The sequence below is a fragment of the Gordonia sp. Swx-4 genome, from assembly GCF_030316175.1.
Lineage (GTDB): Bacteria > Actinomycetota > Actinomycetes > Mycobacteriales > Mycobacteriaceae > Gordonia > Gordonia alkanivorans.
Window position 1 is genome coordinate 390,673 of the sequence record NZ_CP128197.1, and the last position, 19,479, is coordinate 410,151.

At 66.8% G+C, this 19,479-nt stretch carries 17 protein-coding genes; 5 read left to right on the top strand and 12 right to left on the bottom strand.

Annotation, left to right across the window (positions count from 1 at the left end; all coding sequences use genetic code 11):
• Positions 1-2 precede the first annotated feature (2 nt).
• Complete coding sequence (locus tag PWF70_RS01705) at positions 3-443, bottom strand: winged helix-turn-helix transcriptional regulator (RefSeq protein ID WP_006358909.1); 441 nt, start codon at positions 441-443, stop codon at positions 3-5.
• 112 nt (positions 444-555) lie between these two features.
• Here PWF70_RS01705 and PWF70_RS01710 point away from each other — a divergent pair, with 112 nt between their 5' ends.
• Entirely contained in the window at positions 556-1,476 is a 921-nt protein-coding gene (locus tag PWF70_RS01710; protein WP_006358910.1) for an NADP-dependent oxidoreductase, read from the top strand.
• Here the strand turns inward: PWF70_RS01710 and PWF70_RS01715 are convergent.
• Positions 1,466-2,437 carry a hypothetical protein gene (locus PWF70_RS01715; protein ID WP_042377078.1) on the bottom strand — a complete coding sequence of 324 codons (972 nt, stop codon included), beginning with the start codon at positions 2,435-2,437 and terminating at the stop codon, positions 1,466-1,468. The two genes, PWF70_RS01710 and PWF70_RS01715, sit on opposite strands and share 11 nt — an antisense overlap.
• Before the next feature lie 125 nt (positions 2,438-2,562).
• On the opposite strand from PWF70_RS01715, the gene PWF70_RS01720 reads away from it, so the two are divergent.
• Complete coding sequence (locus PWF70_RS01720) at positions 2,563-3,438, top strand: hypothetical protein (RefSeq protein WP_006358912.1); 876 nt, start codon at positions 2,563-2,565, stop codon at positions 3,436-3,438.
• A 6-nt stretch (positions 3,439-3,444) separates the two neighbouring features.
• Here the strand turns inward: PWF70_RS01720 and PWF70_RS01725 are convergent, their stop codons facing one another.
• On the bottom strand, positions 3,445-4,167 hold the full coding sequence (locus PWF70_RS01725) for a GNAT family N-acetyltransferase (RefSeq protein ID WP_035754358.1): 723 nt from the start codon (positions 4,165-4,167) through the stop codon (positions 3,445-3,447).
• Positions 4,168-4,337: 170 nt separating this feature from the next.
• Here PWF70_RS01725 and PWF70_RS01730 point away from each other — a divergent pair, with 170 nt between their 5' ends.
• Positions 4,338-5,054: a YoaK family protein gene (locus PWF70_RS01730; RefSeq protein ID WP_081724856.1), complete on the top strand. Its 717-nt coding sequence runs from the start codon at positions 4,338-4,340 to the stop codon at positions 5,052-5,054.
• On the opposite strand, the gene PWF70_RS01735 is transcribed toward PWF70_RS01730, so the two are convergent.
• Positions 5,038-6,105, bottom strand: coding sequence for a DUF8808 domain-containing protein (locus tag PWF70_RS01735; RefSeq protein ID WP_035754362.1), 1,068 nt, complete (start codon positions 6,103-6,105; stop codon positions 5,038-5,040). The genes PWF70_RS01730 and PWF70_RS01735 overlap by 17 nt on opposite strands.
• 233 nt (positions 6,106-6,338) lie before the next feature.
• Positions 6,339-6,857: an OsmC family protein gene (locus PWF70_RS01740; RefSeq protein WP_035754364.1), complete on the bottom strand. Its 519-nt coding sequence runs from the start codon at positions 6,855-6,857 to the stop codon at positions 6,339-6,341.
• A 396-nt stretch (positions 6,858-7,253) separates the two neighbouring features.
• Here PWF70_RS01740 and PWF70_RS01745 point away from each other — a divergent pair, with 396 nt between their 5' ends.
• Both PWF70_RS01745 and PWF70_RS01750 read left to right on the top strand, forming a co-directional pair.
• A complete protein-coding gene (locus PWF70_RS01745) occupies positions 7,254-8,909 on the top strand; it encodes a nuclease-related domain-containing DEAD/DEAH box helicase (RefSeq protein ID WP_035754366.1) in 1,656 nt (551 codons plus the stop codon).
• Between the two features lie 500 nt (positions 8,910-9,409).
• A complete protein-coding gene (locus PWF70_RS01750) occupies positions 9,410-10,000 on the top strand; it encodes a DUF5995 family protein (RefSeq protein ID WP_230461980.1) in 591 nt (196 codons plus the stop codon).
• Positions 10,001-10,059: 59 nt separating this feature from the next.
• Here the strand turns inward: PWF70_RS01750 and PWF70_RS01755 are convergent, their stop codons facing one another.
• From PWF70_RS01755 to nuoL, 7 genes are all read right to left on the bottom strand, one after another.
• On the bottom strand, positions 10,060-10,284 hold the full coding sequence (locus PWF70_RS01755) for an amphi-Trp domain-containing protein (protein ID WP_286352819.1): 225 nt from the start codon (positions 10,282-10,284) through the stop codon (positions 10,060-10,062).
• 48 nt (positions 10,285-10,332) lie between these two features.
• Complete coding sequence (locus tag PWF70_RS01760) at positions 10,333-12,105, bottom strand: penicillin-binding transpeptidase domain-containing protein (RefSeq protein WP_035754369.1); 1,773 nt, start codon at positions 12,103-12,105, stop codon at positions 10,333-10,335.
• 100 nt (positions 12,106-12,205) lie between these two features.
• Positions 12,206-13,135 (bottom strand): serine hydrolase, encoded by a 930-nt coding sequence (locus tag PWF70_RS01765; RefSeq protein ID WP_006358922.1) that lies wholly within the window; start codon positions 13,133-13,135, stop codon positions 12,206-12,208.
• Positions 13,132-14,013 carry a LysR family transcriptional regulator gene (locus tag PWF70_RS01770; RefSeq protein WP_035754480.1) on the bottom strand — a complete coding sequence of 294 codons (882 nt, stop codon included), beginning with the start codon at positions 14,011-14,013 and terminating at the stop codon, positions 13,132-13,134. The genes PWF70_RS01765 and PWF70_RS01770 overlap by 4 nt, the downstream gene beginning before the upstream one ends.
• A 112-nt stretch (positions 14,014-14,125) precedes the next feature.
• Positions 14,126-15,928, bottom strand: a complete 1,803-nt coding sequence (nuoN, locus tag PWF70_RS01775; protein ID WP_042377080.1) for an NADH-quinone oxidoreductase subunit NuoN — start codon at positions 15,926-15,928, stop codon at positions 14,126-14,128.
• Entirely contained in the window at positions 15,925-17,562 is a 1,638-nt protein-coding gene (locus PWF70_RS01780) for an NADH-quinone oxidoreductase subunit M (RefSeq protein WP_042377081.1), read from the bottom strand. Before PWF70_RS01780 ends, nuoN begins: the two co-directional genes overlap by 4 nt.
• A complete protein-coding gene (gene nuoL / locus PWF70_RS01785; protein ID WP_006358926.1) occupies positions 17,559-19,472 on the bottom strand; it encodes an NADH-quinone oxidoreductase subunit L in 1,914 nt (637 codons plus the stop codon). The genes PWF70_RS01780 and nuoL overlap by 4 nt, the downstream gene beginning before the upstream one ends.
• Positions 19,473-19,479 lie beyond the last annotated feature (7 nt).

Below are 19,479 nucleotides of genomic sequence, written 5' to 3' on the forward strand. Positions count from 1 at the left end.
GGTCACTGGTGCGCGGTGTCGTATCTGTCGCGGGACGCGTGCACTTCGTCCATGTGGGCTTCGGCCCAGGTCTTGATCGACGCCATGACGCCGTGCAGGGACAGCCCGAGGTCGGTGAGTTCGTAGGTGACGGTGACCGGAACCGTGGGAGTCACCGTGCGGGTGAGAAGTCCATCGCGTTCCATCGACCGCAGCGTCTGCGTCAACATCTTCTGGCTGACGCCGGCCAGGCGTTGTGCGAGTTGGGAGTAGCGCATCGCCCGCGGGCCGCCCGGGCAGTCGTTGCCCGGCGCGGGACCATCGCTTCCGAGCGCGGCGAGGATGAGCGCGACCCACTTGTTGGAGATGCGGTCGAGGAGTTGGCGGCTGGGGCACTGCGCGAGGAATGCGTCGTACTGCGCGCGAGCTTCCGCCCGTCTGTCCGCCGCGGTCTGTGTCGGCATGGTGGCACCTTTCGTTCCGGTGCGTAACGCACTTCGAAGTGCTTACTTCCCAATAGAGAGTTGCTCTCTCATGGTGGTTCATAGGAGGGCTACACACAAGGAGGAGAACGTCATGAACACATACCGAGACACTTTCCGCGCCGCCGTCGTGACCACGCCGTCGGGACCCGATTCGATCGAGATCGTCGACATCCCGGTGCGGCAACCCGCGGACGGTGAGGTGCGCGTCGCCGTCGCTGCCGCGTCGATCAATCCGGTCGACCTGGCGGTCTCGTCCGGGTTCTTCCACTCGGTGGGGGTGATCAGCGGCGACACGCCCGTCGGGCTGGGTATGGACTTCGCGGGCACGGTCCTCGAGTCCGGCGTCGGCGTCGACCTCGCACCGGGTACCCGGGTCGCCGGGGTCCTGCCCGGCTTCGACCATTCGACGGGCGCCTACGCCGACGAGGTCGTGGTCCCGGCTGACGCGGTGGCAGTCGTGCCGGAATCGCTGGACCTCGTCGCCGCGGCGACCGTTGCCATCAATGCCCTTGCCGCAGAGCAGATCCTCGACCTTCTCGGCGAGCCCGGGCCCGGCGGCGACCGACTACTCGTGACCGGTGCGGCCGGGGTGGTCGGTGGATACCTCCTGGTTCTGGCCCGGCGTCGAGGGTGGGACGTGGCCGGGCTCGCCCGACCGGCCGACGAGGACTTCGTGCGGGGTCTCGGTGCGGACTTCCTCGACTGGCCGCTGGGCGGCTGGTTCGCGGTCGCCGATGCCGCCGCGATGCAGGAAGACGCCCTCGCGCTGGTGCAGAACGGCGGTCGGTTGGTCGGGGTGATGCCCGGTCGGGCCCCGGCCGCCGAACGTGGGATCACGGTCGACGTGGTCGACTCTCACGCGGACGACCGCCTCGCGCGGCTGCTGGAACTCGCCGCGGTGGGTGACCTGCCGATCCGGGTCGAGGGAACCTTTCCGCTCGACTGGGTCGCCGACGCTCAGAAGGCCGCGGCGAAGCCGGGTGGTCGGGGTCGGTGGGTGATCACGCCGTGACGATGTGCGGTGCGGGCGGATCGAAGCTCGGGTTGTCGGGGAGAGGCGATTCGCCCTTCGAGTCACCGATCTCCTTCACTGTCTTCAGGTCGGTGAGCTTCGAGCCGCCGCGCCGCGCGAGCGAGTCGTCGTACCACTCGAACCACGGATAGCCGTACTGCAGATACTCCTCGATGGTGGGAGGCGCGTGGTGCGGAGCCGTTCCGGTCAGTCCCTCCCAGTCCGCGCTGTTGATGATCCGCAGGACGGCCGCGCCGGTGGCGTCGGTGTCCCAGTTGGTGCGTGGTTCGACGGGCGTCGCGATGGTCTGCGTGATCGATCCACCTGCGCCCATGCCCATCGCGCCGGTGGCTTCGGGTGCCTCTGCGCACAATTTCATCATGTCGGGAGCGGGCAGAGGCAGCGCCACGCGTCGTGCGGCGACCCGTTCGTTCCAAGTCGACGAGCGAAGCGGGGTGACCTGGATGCGGACTCTTCCGTCGTCGGCCCCGCTGAGCTGTTCCGCAGCGGTGTAGCCGCCGCCGAGTGGCATCGCGACGAACTGCCGGACGGTCTTCTCGTCCACCCGGAAGCCGTCGAGCCAGGGCTGCTCGGGGACCTCGAAGTAGTCCTCGCCCAGGAAGTCGACGGCGTCGGAGAAGTCGTCGCCGGTGACCGCGTTGATCCCGCCGACCGCGATCCGGACGAGAAACGGGTAGTCCTCGGGTGAGTTGAAGCTGAACCAGGCGGCCTCGGCCTGCCACATGGGGAGGAGTACGTCAGAGCCGGCCCAGGTGCGAGGCCGGTGGGCAACGGTGCCCGCATTGATCAGGGAAAACGAGCCGATTCCGGGCGGCAGCCCGTAGGTGGTCTCGTCGTCGGGAACGCGGAGGGTGCGATGCACGCGGATGTGCAGTCGGGCGTCGGGGTGGACATCGGGAAAAGCGAATTCCAACTGGTTCCGGGTGACGGTGGGGGACATGTGCGGCCTCCGGCTGGTGCTGATGTGTGTCGCCGACGTTAGAGGTCGGGTCCGACAATCCCCGGCGTGCGCAGACCTGAGTTCGAACCGGCGACGGGACCAGCGCGGAGTGGTTCACTGGAAGCATGATGCTCGTCGCGGTGGCCGTCTTCGTGGTGGTGGTCGCGGTGGCGCTCGTCCTGCTGATGTCCATGGCCATCGGTGCCTTCTCGGCGATGTTCAGCGAGATGAAGGCCGACTCCGCGCGTCGGCGCGCTGGGCGCGGTGATTCGCCGATCTCGGTGTCAGACCCCGTCGCGTCGAACTCGACCGACCCGCTCGCCGAGCTCGCCGACGACATGCGGCTGGCACAGGCCCGCCGATGGGCGTCGTGCCAGTCCGTGCAGAGCCGTCTGCAGGACGAGGTGAACGAGACATCCGAGTACGTCTCCCTCGCTCTCGACATCTGGGGTGGCGGCGACCTCGACAAACTCAGAGGCGACCGCGTCGGACAGATCGTCTGGACGACGGCGATGGTCGCCGACAGCGTGGCCCGTCAACCGGCCTGGCAGCTGGACTTCTTCGACCGCCATGCGGTCCGCGTCGACCTCGGCGGCGAGGTCACCTCCATCGCCACCGCCGCCGCCGGACTGCGCGACCAGCTCGACATCCTCGGCGACAAACCCGAGGGACACCTCGGCGTCGACGACGAGGTTATCGCCACCTTCGCCGAGAAGTCGCGGGTGCTGTCCGGGCGACTGGACGGCCTCGTCGAACGTCTGGAGGCATTCGCCGGCTACGAGCAGATCGTCGCCCGCATCCAACAGCGCCAGGAGAAGCAGGCCTGGCTCGACAGGGTCAGTGCGATAGACGAATTCGAGCACGTCGTCGACGCGGAGTGGGACCGCGCCGAGAGCGACCGCGTCCGCAACCTGGCCGACGAATCCGAGGTCCTCGCCTCGATCTACCTGGATGAGATCGCCCCGCTGGCGAAGTCGCTCAAGCGGAGTGACGCATCGTAGGACCTCTTACGAGGGTGTGGTGACCACCTGGAACAGGACCTCCTTCCGGACCTCGAATCCCAGCTGCTCGTAGAGGCGGATGGCGTTCACGTTGGTCGCGTCCGCGTGCAGGATCGGGGTTTCGCCCCGGTCCCGAATGCCCTGCGCGAGTGCGAGAACCAGCCGCGACGCGAGGCCCTCACCACGGTGATCGGGGTCGGTGCACACTGCGCTGATCTCGGTGTATCCCGGGAGGGTGAGTCGTTCGCCGCCCATCGCGATCAGCCGGCCGTTGCGTCGGAACCCGAGGTAGGTGCCCATCTCGATGGTCCGTTTCCGGAACGGCCCGGGACGGGTGCGGCTGACCAGGTCGGCCATCTGCGGGACGTCGTCGGCGGTCAGGCGGATCGCGGCGTCGTCGGGCCTCGCGGGCACCCCGGCGTCGATCATCTGGACTCCGGGCAGATGCATCTTCGACTGCCAGTCGGCGGGTGGGGTGTCGGCGACGACCGGGATGAAGAGCGAATTTCCCGGTCCGACCATACGGGCGGCGTCGGCCCAGTCCTGGGCGGTCGGGCCGTCGGGGAGGGCAGCCATCGGGCAGACGTCGGGGTGGTATCGCAGGGCGGTGCCGACTCCTTCGGCGAACCGCGCATGCGGGCCGGCCAGGGCGGCCCGGGCCGGGTTGTCGAGCGGGGTGTGGTCGGAACGTTTTGTCCCGCGCGCGGATTCGTCGACGCTTCCGACCACACGACGACGATACCCGGCGGTGCGGACCGGGTCGGGTCGAGTTCGCGCGGGAAACGGCCTACGCAGGACACATGGACCATCTCGGCCTTACGATCGGGCGATCAACAGCGCTGGTCACGAACGTTCCGCGTAGCGTCGCCGGCGGAAGTCCGGGCCCGAAGGAGCCGCGCGTGGCGATGAGTGAGAGGCCCCCCGATGTCGGCGTCGACCGTGAGGCGACGCGCAATCTCGCCTTGATGCTCGTGCTCACGTTCGCGACCGGCGTGGTCGACGCGGGCGGTTTTCTCGGCTTCGACACCGTGTTCCTCGGGAACATGACCGGCAACGTGCTGATCCTCGGTATGGGTGCGGCCGGTGCCGACGGACTGCCGGTCTTCTCGCTGGCCCTCGCCCTGATTGCGTTCATCGTCGGCGCCGGGATCGCGAGCCTGTTCCTACGTTCGGGGCGGCGTGGATGGAGTCCGCGGTTGACCGCGGTGCTGGTGGTGTCGGCATCGCTGGTCGCCGGCACCTCGGTCCTGGTCTGGCTGCAGCCGACCGAGCACGTCGCAGTGATGTTCGCGATCGGGATGACGGCGGGTGCGATGGGCATGCAGGCCGCCGTGGCGCGCAACATCGGTGTCGCAGACGTGACCACCGTCGTCGTCACCTCGACGATCACCGCTTGGGCGATCGACATGTTCGCCCGGCCCAGCCGGGCCACGATCCTGAACCGCCGGCTGGCTGCGATCGTGACGATTCTGGTGGGTGCCCTGGTCGGTGCGCTGTTGGTGAAGGTTGCGCTCTGGTCTGTCTTCGCGGTGGCCGCGGGAGTCAGCGCCGTCGTGGTGGTGTGCGGGCACGTGCTCGCCTCCGCGGGTTCCGGTGGGATTACCCGAACCAGTTGATGTCGACGCGGCCGAGTGACGTTATGTGGTTGCGTCCCTGCCAGATCGGCGTTCCGGCTGGTTGGGTCGAGTACAGTCCGTGACCGGCAGCGAGCACTCGGTCGTACTGACTGGGCCAATTGATCTCGGCGGCGAGACCGTCGAGCGTATCCCGGCCTCGGTTGAGTGCGCGTTTGACGTGCGCGGGCGCGGGCAACCGGTCTGACTTGCTCGAGTTGCAGCCCTGGCACGAGACAACGAGGTTCGCGAGCCCGTCGATGCCGACCCGCGACCACGGCAGAACGTGGTCGACGTGGCGTTGGCGGTAGAGCATTGTGTCGCAGTAGAAGCAGGCACGGCCAAACCGGTCCGTGAGCGCGTCACCGGCTCGCTGCAAGGACACACGATCCGCACCGAACAGGTGGTGGGCGAGATCGGGACCCTCGTCGAGGAGGTTCTTGTTCATCCTTCGAACGTCATCGACCCACGCCAGCTGGAAGGCCGGCTTCAGCAACGGTGCAAGGCGCGCGAGAGTCACGCATACGCCGGGGAACAGCGTCAGTTTGTTGCCGTGGTCAGCCACTCTTCCCTGCGAGTCCGTACCCATCCAGGAGTCGTCGTACAGGAAGCGATCCTGCTCGCCGCCCGAGGTGAGGTTCTGAAGAAGCTTCAACGGATACCGCACCAGCGTCCGTTTGACGACGGCATGCGTCGCCCTGTAGCGCTCTGACTCGTGTGCGACAACGAGATCGAGGCCTTGAGTCCGGTGAGTCGTGGCCTTGGCCCGCAAATCCGAGACTGCATCGAAGATGACTCCTCGCCCGTCGGCGGACTGTCGCAGGAGATGGCCGTCTAGGGGTCGCATCTGGCGCCAGTACAGCTCGATGACTCGGCTGGTCAGATCATCCAGGTCGACGTCGACAGCCGCGTCCGGGTTGTCGGGCACGGATTCAACTGCTAGGTCGAGCAGAGCCATCAGGACGGCTAGCTTGTACGTTGCTGTGCGCCGGCCACCCTCGATGATCGCCACCAGTTGCTGCCCGAGGGCGAGCGGGTCGGTGGGATGCGGCACGGTCGCATTCTATTCGACGAGCAGGCGACCCCGGAGTGACTGACTGTGTAAGTTGCGCTCACCTTGGGCGACGGGTCTGCAATTACAGATTGCGTCTTGTCGCGGAAAGCGGCACCGATCGCAACGTGATCTGGAAGCCACTCAAAGGAACGGTCGGCGAACACGCAGAAGCGCGCTCGCCGAACGTCTTTCAGGTCCCGGCCGAACGGTCGCCGAGCCCGAGGCCGCGGGAACTAGCTCAAGACGATCTCGACCGGCACTGCGCTGCCGAGGGTATGGCCGACGGGAGAGCTCGCCTGAACCTTTGCGTGCAGTTCGTCGAGCTTCTCGCGCGGGGCGTCGGAGTCGATGGTGACGTTCGCGGTGATCGAGTTGAAACCGGCGTGACCTTCGGCGAGGCCGAGGAAGACGCGAAGGTCGATGTCGCCCTTGAGGTCGATGCGGAGATCCTTCAGTTCGACGCCGGCCACCGTGGCGTTGGCGGCGTAACCGACCGCGAGGCAGTTGCCGAGCGCACCGAGGAGCTGCTCGACCGGGTTGGGTGCCGTGTCGCCGCCGCCCAGCGCGGCCGGCTCGTCGGATGCCACCGGCGAGAAGTTGCGGACACGGGCTTCGGAAGCGAACGCGCCATTCCACTGGACGTGAGCAGCCCAGGTCGTCTGAGCCTTGGTGTCGTCGGCCCGGATGGCTTCGACGAGCTGACCGACAACTGCGATGTCGACGTCGTTGAGGCGGGTGGCGGTCTCGGTCATGGTGCTCCTTCGCGAAGAATGTCGATCTTCGCCGAAGCTATCCGGCGACGACGCCGCGATCACCAGTCAGCGTCATCCTGAGCCGAAGTCTTGGCGGCGGTCCGCAACCGGAGCATGATGATCGGCCCGGCCGGTCAGCAGTTGTTCGGTTCGCCGATCTTCACGGCGGAGCGAACGGCCTGGCGCTCCCCGAACGATTGGGCGCGTAGGGGCACCCGCGCCCACCTATGCGTTCAGTTGGTTCGAACGAAGGAATCGAGATCTGCCTGCCGGTCGTGCGGCGGGCATGTCGCGACCGCGCGGTAGCCTGCGGCAAGGCCGGCTACCGACGACACGAGGGTGACCAGTGACTACGGACGACACCCCTGGTGGGGGCTTGGGAAGAAAGATCCCGCCATGCCGAGCGTGATCCCCGAGAACCCGCGGTTCGCGGCGGCGAGCGAGGAAGTCGTCTTCAACGCGCTGAACGAGCAGCTCCTGGACGAGGACCTGCTCGTCGTAGGGCAGCGGGTCACCGACCACTCGAAGGATCACGAGATCGACTTCGTCGTCGCGATCGAGGGCGCCGGGGTCGTGTGTGTCGAGGTCAAGGGCGGCGACGTGTGGCACGACGGCGAGTCGTGGTGGCAGGAGCGCATCGGGCAGGCTCCGAAGCGGATCGACCCGGTCGCACAGGTCAGGGACGGCTGCTACTCGCTGCGTGATTTCGTCGAGCATGATCCCCGGTGGACGCAGGGGCGGGTGCGATGGGATCACGTGGTGGTGTTCCCGCACTCGGAGGTGGATTCCACCTTCGCACTTCCCGAGTGCCCGCGATGGAAGGTCGTCGACCGCACCCAACTCCACCAGCTCATGCCCCTGATCCGGAACGTCCTGCTGAAGAAGGACGTCGAGGTTCCCGGGATCGATGCCGAGGGGATCGGTCGACTTCGACTCGCGCTGAGCGGCAGGGGTTTACCGCAACGAGATGTTGTCGCCCGTGCTCTGGAGAACGAGAGCGTCGCCGACACGCTCACCTCCCACCAGGCAGTGATCCTCCGTGCGATCCATCAGCTCAATCGCGTCGAGGTGCGTGGCGGTGCCGGCAGCGGGAAGACATTCCTTGCCGTCGAACAGGCACGACGCCTTGCGAAGGACGGGCAGAGGGTTGCCCTCGTCTGCTACTCACACGGGCTGGCGTCGTTCCTCCGTCGACTCACCGGCACGTGGAAACACAAGGAACGGCCCGCGTACGTCGGCGAGTTCCACGAGCTGGGCATCGAATGGGGTGCGCCCACCGGCCCCGACGAACAGGAACGAACCCAAGCGGCGCAGGACTTCTGGGAACACACGTTGCCGCAACTGATGGACGAACTCGCACAGGAACTCCCGCCGGGGAAGCGCTTCGACTCGATCGTCGTCGACGAGGCACAGGACTTCGCCGACGACTGGTGGAAACCGATGCTCGCGTGCCTGCGTGACACCGAGTCCGGCGGCATCTACGTGTTCAGCGACGAGGCGCAACGTGTCTTCGCCCGGCAGGGATCGCCGCCGGTGGACCTGGTGCCGCTGGTCCTCGACCATAATCTGCGTAACACCAAACAGATCGCCCAGACCTTCAAACCGCTTGTCGGACAGCGAATGCAGTTACACGGCGGTGATGGTCCGGCGGTGACCTTCGTGCCGTGCACGGCAGCAGAGGCGGTCGACGTCGCCGACGACCAGATCGACCCGTTGCTCGACAAGGGATGGCGTCCCGAGGACATCGCGCTGCTGACCACCGGGAGTCGCCACGCCGAACAGAAGGCGCGCCAGGCCGAGGGCACCAAGGAGTACTGGGAGTCGTTCTGGGACGGCGAGCAGGTCTTCTACGGTCACGTCCTCGGGTTCAAGGGGCTGGAACGGCGCGTCGTGGTGCTGGCGCTCAACGAGACGAAGGCGTGGGACCGGTCTCGCGAACGCCTCTACGTCGGATTGTCGCGGGCCCGTGATGAGTTGGTGGTCTGCGGTGATCCCGAGTTCGTGCGGGAGGTCGGCGGACCCCAGGTCGCCCGACAACTCGGCATCGCCTAACCGACCCGTACAGACGATGGCAGCGGTGAACGACGGCCTTCGACAAGGCAAACAGAAGCCGCCGACCAGGACGTTTGCCCTAATTTGGCACGAGATCGCGCGCCCTATGGGACTTTGGTCCCGAGGATAAGTGGACTTATGGCGTGTGGGTGCCGGGACCTAGTTACCTAAGGCGAGAAGATTTGAGTCCACCGGCTTCACAGCCGTTTGGTTCGGTTGAGAAGCTCCTTACGCTCCGTCGGCATGAATGCCAGACGCGCCCTCTGTGCGGGCCTCGCAGCAGTCGCTGTCCTCGTCGGTGGTGCCGGAGTACTGGCCCCGGCGGCGAACGCTGCTCCCGCGAGTCGCTGTGCCCCCGCCTCGACCCCTGAGACGACGCAGCGGCTCTCGGAACTGACCGATCCGTCCGAGATCAAGACCTTTGACGATGCACGCTCCACGATCAGCGAGACCTGCGTAGTGAGCTCAGCAAGTCGAACAACTATCTCGGCACGTTCCCGATCGCCTTCGACAACATCCTCGAGCTCGTCGGACCCAGCATCGAGTCCGGAATCTACGAGCACCCGGAGTGGGCTTCGGATCTCGCGGTGGAGGTAGTCCGCCTCTACGTCGGGAACCTCCACGAGTACGTCATCGGCGGCAAGCCGCAGGCGCATTGGGCGCAGGCGTTCGCTCTGACCACCGCGTGCGACCGCAGCCCGGGACGGGTCCTGCTCGGGCAGATCTTCGCCCATCTCCTCGTCGACTTCCCGTACGCGCTGGAGAACATCGACACGACCGTCGGCCACACCCGGGACTTCTACACCTTCGGCGGTGCGCTGGTCGACGCCACGCCGGCAATCGTCAAGGACGTCAAGCGCACCTACGGTGTCGACCTCGGGCCGCTCTTCACCGCATGGTTCGTCGGCGACCTGATCGGCGACAGCCAGGCCACGACGCTCCTCTTCCAGTCGACCCGGACCGCTGCACTCGTCAACAGTTTCGGCTTGCAGAATCCGGCAACCCGCGGCGTGACCGTGGCCGAGATCAATGCTCTGTTCCAGACGTCGAACGTCGCCCTCGATGTGATGGAGAAGCTCGGCCAGATCTGACGAAGACGCGGGCCGGTGACAACCCGTCACCGGCCCGCGTCTTGGTCCTGTAGATCCAACTACCAGGAGATCTCGATCTCGATCTCGGATTTGTCCTCGCCGCGCTCGAACTCGACCTTCAGCTTCACCTGCGCCGGGATGTCGATACGCACGGTCTTGTTGTTCTCGACGTACGACACCTCGTTGTGCCGGGCGATCGCGTCGGCGAGTTCGTGAAGCCGCTGCGCCGCCTCTTCGCGGGTCAGCGTGGTCTTGGTCTCGTGTTCGAACAGTTCGTCGCTCATGTGTTCATCTGAACCGATCGGGATGCATCGGTCAAGGAAGAAGCTGAACTAGTTGCTCAGCGGCCGCAGGAACTCGCCGCTGACCTGAACTGCGGGCGCCGACGATCCGCCGCCGACGACCAGCGTCGCGAAGGCGAGGTCGCCGACGATGCCGGCAAACCAGCCGTGCGGGTTCTTGTTGTCGCCGTACTCAGCCGTCCCGGTCTTGCCGCCCAGGCCAGGGATGTCCTGCAGCGCGGTGGCGGTTCCGCGGGTGACGGTGTCGCGCATCATGCTTCGCAGCGCGCGCACCACATCGTCGGGAATCGGCTGGGGTTCGGTGTCGCCGGTGGTTCCTCGTCCCTCGACCAGCGTCGGGGTGACGGTCTCACCTCGCGCGAGACTCGCCTCGGCCAGTGCCAGGCCGAACGGGCTGACGGTGACTGTGCCCTGGCCGATGCCGTTCTCGACGCGCAGGGCGGGGGTGTCGGCGTTCGGTACGGAACCGGTCACGGTGGTCAGGCCCGGAACGGTGTAGTCGGCGCCGATGCCGAACCTGCGGGCCATCGAGGTCAACGCGTCGGCGGGGAGCTTGTTTGCGAGCGCACCCATGGAGGTGTTGCAGGAGCGCGAGAAAGCCGTTGGTAGAGGGACGGTTCCGAGATCGAATTCGTCCTCGTTGGGGATCGTCCTCCCCTCGATCGTCGTCCGTCCCGGACACGGGACCTGCGATGTCGGCTGCACCCCGCCGGACGCCAGGGCTGCGGCGGTGGTGATGGTCTTGAAGGTCGAGCCCGGCGGATACAACCCGGTCAGGGAGACTGCGCCGGAGCGGTCCGCGGCGTCGTTCTGGGCGACGGCGACGATTCCGCCGGTCGAGGGGGTGATCGCGACGATCATCGCGGGGCGTCGTTCCCGGTCGACGGCCCGCTGCGCCTGGGCCTGGATGTCGCGATCGAGTGAGGTGCGGACCGGAGACGTCTCGCCAGGTTGAGCTGAGTCAACGAGATGCGTTGGTGCGCCGTCCTTGTCGACGATCTGGATCGACCACCCGGCTGTGGCGTCGATCGCGCTTCGCCAGATGTCCTCAAGGCCGGCCATCGCGGGGGAGTGGAGAGCTTTGGTGGCACTGAGGAGTGCGCCCTGCTCGGTGGTCGTGATGCCGGCGATCGACCTGAGGCTGCGCTGGACACGTTCGAGATCGCTGTCGCGCAACCTGATCACGGTCTGGCTCGGGGCTTTGTTGCCGTCGAACAGTTTTCGGATGGTTGCCGTGGTGATCGACGGTTCGATCGGCCGGAGCGCGCGCGCCAGTTGACCGGCCGACGCGAGCTGTGCCCGTTCGAGATCGATCAGCGTCACGGCTTGCCATGTCATCAGCGGGCGGGCGTTGGTGTCGAGTACGGGGGTGCGGTAGGCGCGGTCGTCGCTGTAGGAGAAGGATTGTCCGTCGCGGAGCTGCCGGTGCATCACGGAGGGCTGCCACCGCACACGCCAGCCCGAATCGGTCTCGGTGAGGATGACCGACGTCTGATAGGCGGTGTTCCCGTTCCGGATCTGCCACTGGTGGTCGAGAGTCCCGGTGACCTTCTTGTCATCGACGAGGTCGGGGGTGACCGACAGCTTCGGGGTGGAGCCCATGCCCTCGAAGATCGACTTGATGGTGGTGCGCGCGGCGGCCGGGTTGTCGGTGAGTCCGGCGGCCGCGTCGACGTCACCCCGTTGGAGTGCCTCCGCGAACGACCGCAGGGTGTCCTCAGGCGAGTCCTTCGTGAGGAAACACCCCGACAACGTGCCGACCAGAACCGCGAGAACGCTCAGGATCACCAACCACCGACGCATGTGGTCAGACAACCGACCGGAGTGCCCCGATGCAAAGTCACAACGCGCGATCAAGCGATAGCGAACCAGTATCAGCCCAGATCACACCGGGTGGACGGCGTCATTCCCGAGGAATGCGGAGCTCCGTGACGACGGTCCGGGCCAGCTCGCCGATCGCGCGGTCGACTTGCGGCAATGCAGGCTCCGACCGTGCACTCCTGGTGAAGACCGCAACGGCCACCGGGAGCTCGCCGGGGAACTCGACGACGCCGACCTCGTTGCGGATCGCGACCAGAGTGCCCGTCTTGCCCGCGACCGTGACCCGTCGGAACGGAAAGCCCGACGCCAGTCGGGAGGTGAAGACCTGACGACGCATGGTGTCCCTGATGAACGCGCACATCTCGGCCGACGCCGCGCGGTCGGTCCACACGGCGGTCAGGACCGTCGAGCAGTCCCGGGGCGTGGACGAACTCGTATAGGCGGCGTCGTAGGCGCTCACCGTGGTGTCGCTGTCCGGGTCGGCGAGTGCGGCGAAAGCCTCTGCCACCGTGCTCGTTCCGGTCTCGCGCTGGAGTCTTTCGTGCAGTTCTGCGACCCCTCCGACGATGCGCGTGCTCGTGGCACCGAGGCCGATGAGGTCCTCTCGGACGCGGTCGAGCCCGATCTCGTCGAGGAGGACGTCGGCGGCCACGTTGTCGGAGACGGTCATCATCGAGGTGGCGAGATCGCGTCGGCTCAGGGTGATCGGGTCGCGCAGCGTGGCCAGGCCCGTCGGTCCCTGCGCCCACCGGGTGGGATCGACGGTCACCGGCGAGGTCAGGTCGATCTCTCCGCGATCTGCGCTGCGGCACAACGAGATCAGGACAGCGAGCTTGTAGACCGATGCCAGAACGACCGGTGCGTCGGCGTCGTAGGAGTAGCTGATCTGGGGCGAGCCGATCGTCGTCGCATGAAGCCAGCCGGAACAGCCGGCGTCGGCGAGGATCTCGGCGACGTTGCGGTCGATCCGATCTCTCACGTGGGCAGGCAGCTCACCCGGGCCGACGGTCACCCGGTCGCCTTGCTGATCTTCCACAGTGCGGCCGTCGCCACGTCGGCCACCTCGCCGAGCGCAGACTCCCGGTAGACGACGCGGAGTCGAAGTGCTGTTGCGTCACGCCCGATGGGCAGGCAGCTTATGGAGTCCAGCGATGCAAGGCGTTGCGCGTCGGCGGTCAGACCGAAGGCTCCGCTGCCGGCGACGGCGGCCACCAGGTGTTCGGACGACGAGATGGGCAGAATGCGTGGATCGAGCCCGGATTCGCGGAGGCGGTCGATCAGCTGATCATGTGCGGGTGGATTCGCCGCGCGCGATTGGTGGCAGAGGTCGAGTCCGGCCAGTTGTCGCAACCGCGGACGCACCGTGGTGGTCACCGGATGGTTTGCGGGTACGACCACGTGGCGCCGAAACACGACGATCGGACCGGTGGTGAGAGTGCCAGTGACACAGGGAGCGTCGACGATCGCGAGGTCGAGCGTGCCCGCGGATACCTGCTCGACCAGACTCACCGCAGTTGCGCTCAGCATCTCCTGGCCGGAGGACACGTCACCGAGACGTTGTGCGACTGCCGCAATCGCCGCGGCACCGGCGAGAGGCACTGCACCCCAACGCAGCACCTCGGATCCGTCGTGAAGGTGTCGGGCTTCACCGAGGAACCGCGCTGCGTCGTCGATGAGAAGACGTGCGCGGGGCAGCAGGTCGCGGCCCGCGTCGGTGAGTTCGGCGCCGCGGGAGGTGCGTCGGATCAGCTGGACCCCGAGCTCCTTCTCCAGGCGTCTCAGCCCCTGCGACACCGGTGGCTGCGTCATCTCCAGCCGAGCAGCCGCGTCCCCGAAGTGGCCTTCCTCGGCGACGGCGACGAAGAACCGCAGGTGCCTGACGAGATCCACGGGTTCCAGGATGGCACGGCGGCGTCGACCGGCCTCGCAACCCACCCCTTTTCCGTATACCCACCCCGTCGAGCGGGGGCGGGTATACGGAAAAGGGGAGAGGCTGCGACGGTCAGCGCAGGAACGTCGCGGCCGCGTCGGCGAGGTCGAGCAGCGGTTGCGGGAAGATGCCGAGTACGACGGTGACCAGGGTGCAGATCGCGATGCCCGTGGTGGTGAGGATGCTCGGCTTCACGACGTGCGGTGCGTCGTGGGTGGGGACGTCGTCGAAGAACATGGCGACGATGATGCGGATGTAGACGTAGGCGGCGATCGCGCTGCTGATGACGCCGATGACCACCAGGACTCCGCCGCCGTTGCCGGCGACTGCGGCGAAGACGTCGAACTTGGCGATGAAACCGCTTGTCAGCGGGATGCCCGCGAAGGACAGCAGGTAGACCGCGAACATGGCGCCGACCAAGGGGTACCGACGGCCGAGACCCGACCACTGGGTGAGGTCGGTGGCCTCGCGGCCGGACAAGTGCGGGTTGCGGACCGTCGCCGCGGTGCCGTGGATCGCGGCCGTGCGTGCCGAAGTGCTGGTATCCGAAGTTGTCGTGTCCGAAGTTGTCGTGTCACAGTCGGGTTCGCGGATCACCGCCACCATGGCGAAGGCGCCGAGCGTCGTGAACGCGTAGGCCGCCAGGTAGAAGAGCGTTGCGCCGAGACCGGCGTCGTCGAAGGCGATCAGGCCGAGCAGGATGAAACCGGCGTGCGCGATCGACGAGTAGGCGAGCATGCGCTTGATGTCGTTCTGGGTCACCGCCATCACCGACGCGATGACCATCGACGCTATCGCCACTGCCCACAGCGCCGGCTCCCATTGATCGCGCAGCGCACCGAAACCGACGTAGAAGACGCGCAGTAGCGCACCGAATGCGGCGACCTTGGTCGCCGATGCCATGAACGCGGTGACCGGGGTCGGGGCGCCCTGGTAGACGTCGGGAATCCAGGAATGGAACGGAACCGCACCGACTTTGAACAACAGCCCGACGGCCAGCATCGCGAGCCCGATCAGCGCCAGCGTGGTGTCGCCGCCGGTACCGGCGACATCGGTGAGCGACGCTCCGATCGTCGACAGGTTCAGCGAGCCGGTCGCGCCGTAGACGAATGCCGCACCGAACAGGAAGAAGGCCGACGAGAAGGCGCCCAGCAGGAAGTACTTGAGCGACGCCTCCTGCGAGATGAGCCGACGACGCCGCGCCAGTCCGCACAGCAGGTAGAGCGGCAGCGAGAAGACCTCCAGCGCAATGAACATGGTGAGCAGATCGCCGCAGGCGGGGAACAGCATCATGCCGCCGACCGCGAGAAGGGCCAGCGGGAACACCTCGGTCGTCACGGCCCCGGCACGGGTCGCCTCGAACTCGGCGTCGGTGTTGGGCACCGACGCACCGGACGGCGTGAACATGTCCGCGTCTACTCCACCGCCGTTCAGACCTGTCCTGCCGGACTGATCGTCGCCGACCTCGGCGCCGGCGAGAGTACGCATGGTGACCGGCGCGACGACCCGCTCGAGCCGCCGTTCGGCCATGAAACCCACCGCGATGATCGCGATGATCAGCAGGAGTCCCTGCAGATACAGTGTCGGGCGGTCCATCACGACGGCCCCCGACATCGCGAACTGACCGTTCGCGCCGTCCGCGGTCTGTGCGGTTGTGACGGTGGCCAGCGCGGCGAGAGCGACGACGAGGCCGCCCAGCGAAAGTGCCAGTTGCAGTGCGTACCTCAACCTGCGCGGGGCAAAGGCTTCGACGAGGACCCCGATGACTCCCGCACTGAACACGATCAGCATGGGGGACAGCGCCGCATACTCGACGCTCGGGGCTTCGATCGCGGCCAGCGGCGTCGTGCTCAGGGCGACGAGAGACGTGGTCATCGGTGAGCCTCCGCGACAGGGGTCGAGCCGGCGGGCCGGTCATGGGCGGGGTCCGCCACCGCGGGTTCGGGATCGGTGACCCCGACCGTCGTCAGCGTGCTCTGCACGGCCGGATCGATCAGGTCGATCATCGGCTTGGGATAGACCCCCAGGGCGATGAGCAGGGCGAGAAGCGGGACGACGACGGCCAGCTCGCGGCCGGCGAGGTCGCGTATCGGCGTCGACCGCTCGTCGTCGGGCCTGGCCGGTCCGCCCATCATCCGCTGGTAGGTCCACAGGATGTAGATGGCGGAGAGCACCAAGGCCGAGCACGCGAGGACGGCCGCGATCGGGTAGCGCGTGAATGTGCCGATGAGGACCAGGAACTCGCTGATGAACGGGGCGAGTCCGGGCAGCGACAGGGTCGCGAGACCCGCGACGAGGAAGGTCCCGGCCAGGACCGGGGCGACCTTCTGGACACCGCCGTAGTCGGCGATCAGGCGACTGCCCCGCTGCGACACCAGGAACCCCGCGATGAGGAACAGTGCGGCCGTGGAGAGTCCGTGGTTGACCATGTACAGCGCCGATCCGGTCTGTCCCTGATCGGTCAACACGAAGATGCCGAGGATGATGAAACCGAAGTGGGAGATGGACGTGTAGGCGATCAGGCGCATGACGTCGGTCTGACCGATCGCCAGGATCGCGCCGTAGATGATGCTCACGACCGCGAGCCCGCAGATCAACGGGGCGAAGTACTGGCTGGCATCCGGGAACAGCTGCAGGCAGAACCTCAGCATTGCGAAGGTCCCCACCTTGTCGATGACGGCCATCATGAGCACCGCAGAGGTCGGGGTGGCGGCGACCGCGGCATCGGGAAGCCACGAATGCAACGGCCAGAGCGGGGCTTTCACCGCGAACGCGAACATGAAGCCGAGGAACAACAGTTTCGCGAGACCGGTGGTGTCGTCGATCTGTCCGCTCGACACCGCGGCCACGATGTCTCCCAGTGCGAAGGTCCCGCCGCCATCGGCCCCGACGCCGTTCTGTGCGGACACCACATACAGGCCGACCACCGCCGCGAGCAGGAGCAGACCGCCGAACAGGTTGTACAGCAGGAACTTCACCGCCGCACCGGAGCGGTTGGGGCCGGTGCCGAAGCCGCCGATGAGGAAGTACATCGGGATGAGCATGGCTTCGAAGAAGATGTAGAACAGCAGGATGTCCAGGGCGACGAAGCTCATCAGCACCATCGCCTCGGTCGCGAGGAACAGCGCGAGATAGATGTGCGGGCCCTTCTGTGCCCGTCCACCCGAATGGTCCAGGGAACCGTCGGAGTCGGCGTCGTGCCAGCCGGCCAGCAGTAGCAACGGCAGGAGAGCTGCGGTCAGCAGGATGAGGACCAATCCGATTCCGTCCAGCCCCAACGCATACCGGGTCCCCAGGGCCGGAATCCAGCTCACGTCCTCGGTGAACTGGTATCGCTGCCCGGCAGGATCGAAACCGACCGCGAGACCGACGGCCAGGACGAGAACACCGACGGTGACCGCGAAGGCGAACCAGCGGGCCACCGCGGGACGGCTCGCGGGAATCGCGAGGACCAGGGCCGCGCCCACCGCGGGGGCCAGCCAGAGGATCGTCAGCCAGGGGATGTTCACAGCACGTTCACCGCCATCACGAGTGCGACGATCAGGGTCGTCCCGGCGAACATCGACAGCGCGTAGGACCGTACATAACCGTTCTGCCACCCGCGTATTCGGCGTGATGCGCGGGTCACGGTCTCGCCGACCCCGCTCGTCAGCCCGTCGACACCGTCGGATTCCACGGCGACCAGGCCGGCGGTGACGCGCTGCCCGGGACGCATCAGTAGTTCCTCGTTGATCGTGTCGCCGTACAGATCGCGTCGTGCTGCGACGGTCAGCACCGACACGTCCTCGGGTGCGACGACGGGAACCGGCCGGGTGGCGTACTGCCGGTAGGCGATCGCGACGCCGACCGCCACGACCAGAAGGATGATCGCGGTCATCGCCCAGACCGGGATCAGGTGGTGGGCGGTGTGTTCGCCGACCACCGGTTCGAGCCAGCGCTCGAGCGAACCGCCGATCGCGAGCAGGCCACCGGAAGCCACCGAACCCAGTGCGATCAGGACCATCGGCCCGGTCATCACCCGGGGTGACTCGTCCGGGTGCGGTGCGGGGGCATCGGTGCCGTCGTGCCAGCGCTTCTCGCCGAAGAAGGTCAGCAGCATCACGCGGGTCATGTAGAACGCGGTGATGCCCGCGCCGAGAAGCGCTGCACCACCGAGGATCAGACCCTTCGCGCCGCCCGCGCCGAAGGCGGCCTCGATGATGTGGTCCTTGGAGTAGAAGCCCGCGAACGGTGGGACACCGATGATCGCGAGGTAGCCGACCCCGAACGTCACGAAGGTGACGGGCATGAGTGTGCGGAGTCCGCCGTACCGTCGCATGTCGGTCTCGTCGTTCATCCCGTGCATCACCGATCCGGCGCCGAGGAACAGACCGGCCTTGAAGAAGCCGTGGGTGAGGAGGTGCAGGATCGCGAATGCGTAACCGGCCGGGCCGAGGCCGGCGGCGAGCACCATGTATCCGATCTGGCTCATCGTCGACGCCGCGAGCGCCTTCTTGATGTCGTCCTTGGCGCAACCGATGATCGCGCCGAACAGCAGCGTCACGGCACCGACGACCACGACCCCGACCTGGGCGGTGGGTGCCAGGTCGAAGATGGGGCCGGAGCGCACGATCAGGTACACGCCGGCGGTCACCATCGTCGCCGCGTGGATCAGCGCGGACACCGGGGTCGGACCCTCCATGGCGTCACCGAGCCACGACTGCAGCGGTACCTGGGCCGACTTGCCGCAGGCGGCGAGCAGGAGCACGAAACCCAGTGCGGTGAGGGTTCCTTCGCCGGCCTGGGGAGCGCCGTCGAAGACCGCGGTGAACGCCACCGACCCGAAGGTCGCGAACATGATCATCAGTGCGACGGCCAGCCCGATGTCGCCGACGCGGTTGACCACGAAGGCCTTCTTGGCCGCGGTCGCCGCGGTCGGCTTGTACTGCCAGAAGCCGATCAGCAGGTACGACGCGAGGCCCACGCCCTCCCAACCGAGGTACAGGCCGAGATAGTTGTCGGCGAGGACGAGGACGAGCATCGCTGCGAGAAACAGGTTGAGGTAGCCGAAGAATCGTCGACGGTCGGGGTCGTCGGCCATGTAGCCGATCGAGTAGACGTGGATCAGCGATCCGACGCCGGTGATGAGCAGGACGAAGCACATGGACAACTGGTCCAGGCGGAAACCGAAGTCCACCTGTAGTTCTCCCACCGGAACCCAGCTGAAAAGGGTGTCGGTCACGCCGCGGTCGTCGGCGGGACGAGACACCATCCCGGCGAACATCACCAGCCCGACCACGAACGATGCGATCGCCGCGGCGGTACCGAGCAGATGACCCCAGCGGTCGGTGGTCCGACCACCGAGGAGGAGGATCACCGCACCGGCGAGCGGGAGCGCGGGGACCAACCAGAGCAGTGACGCGGTCAGTTCGGCGTTCACCAATCCT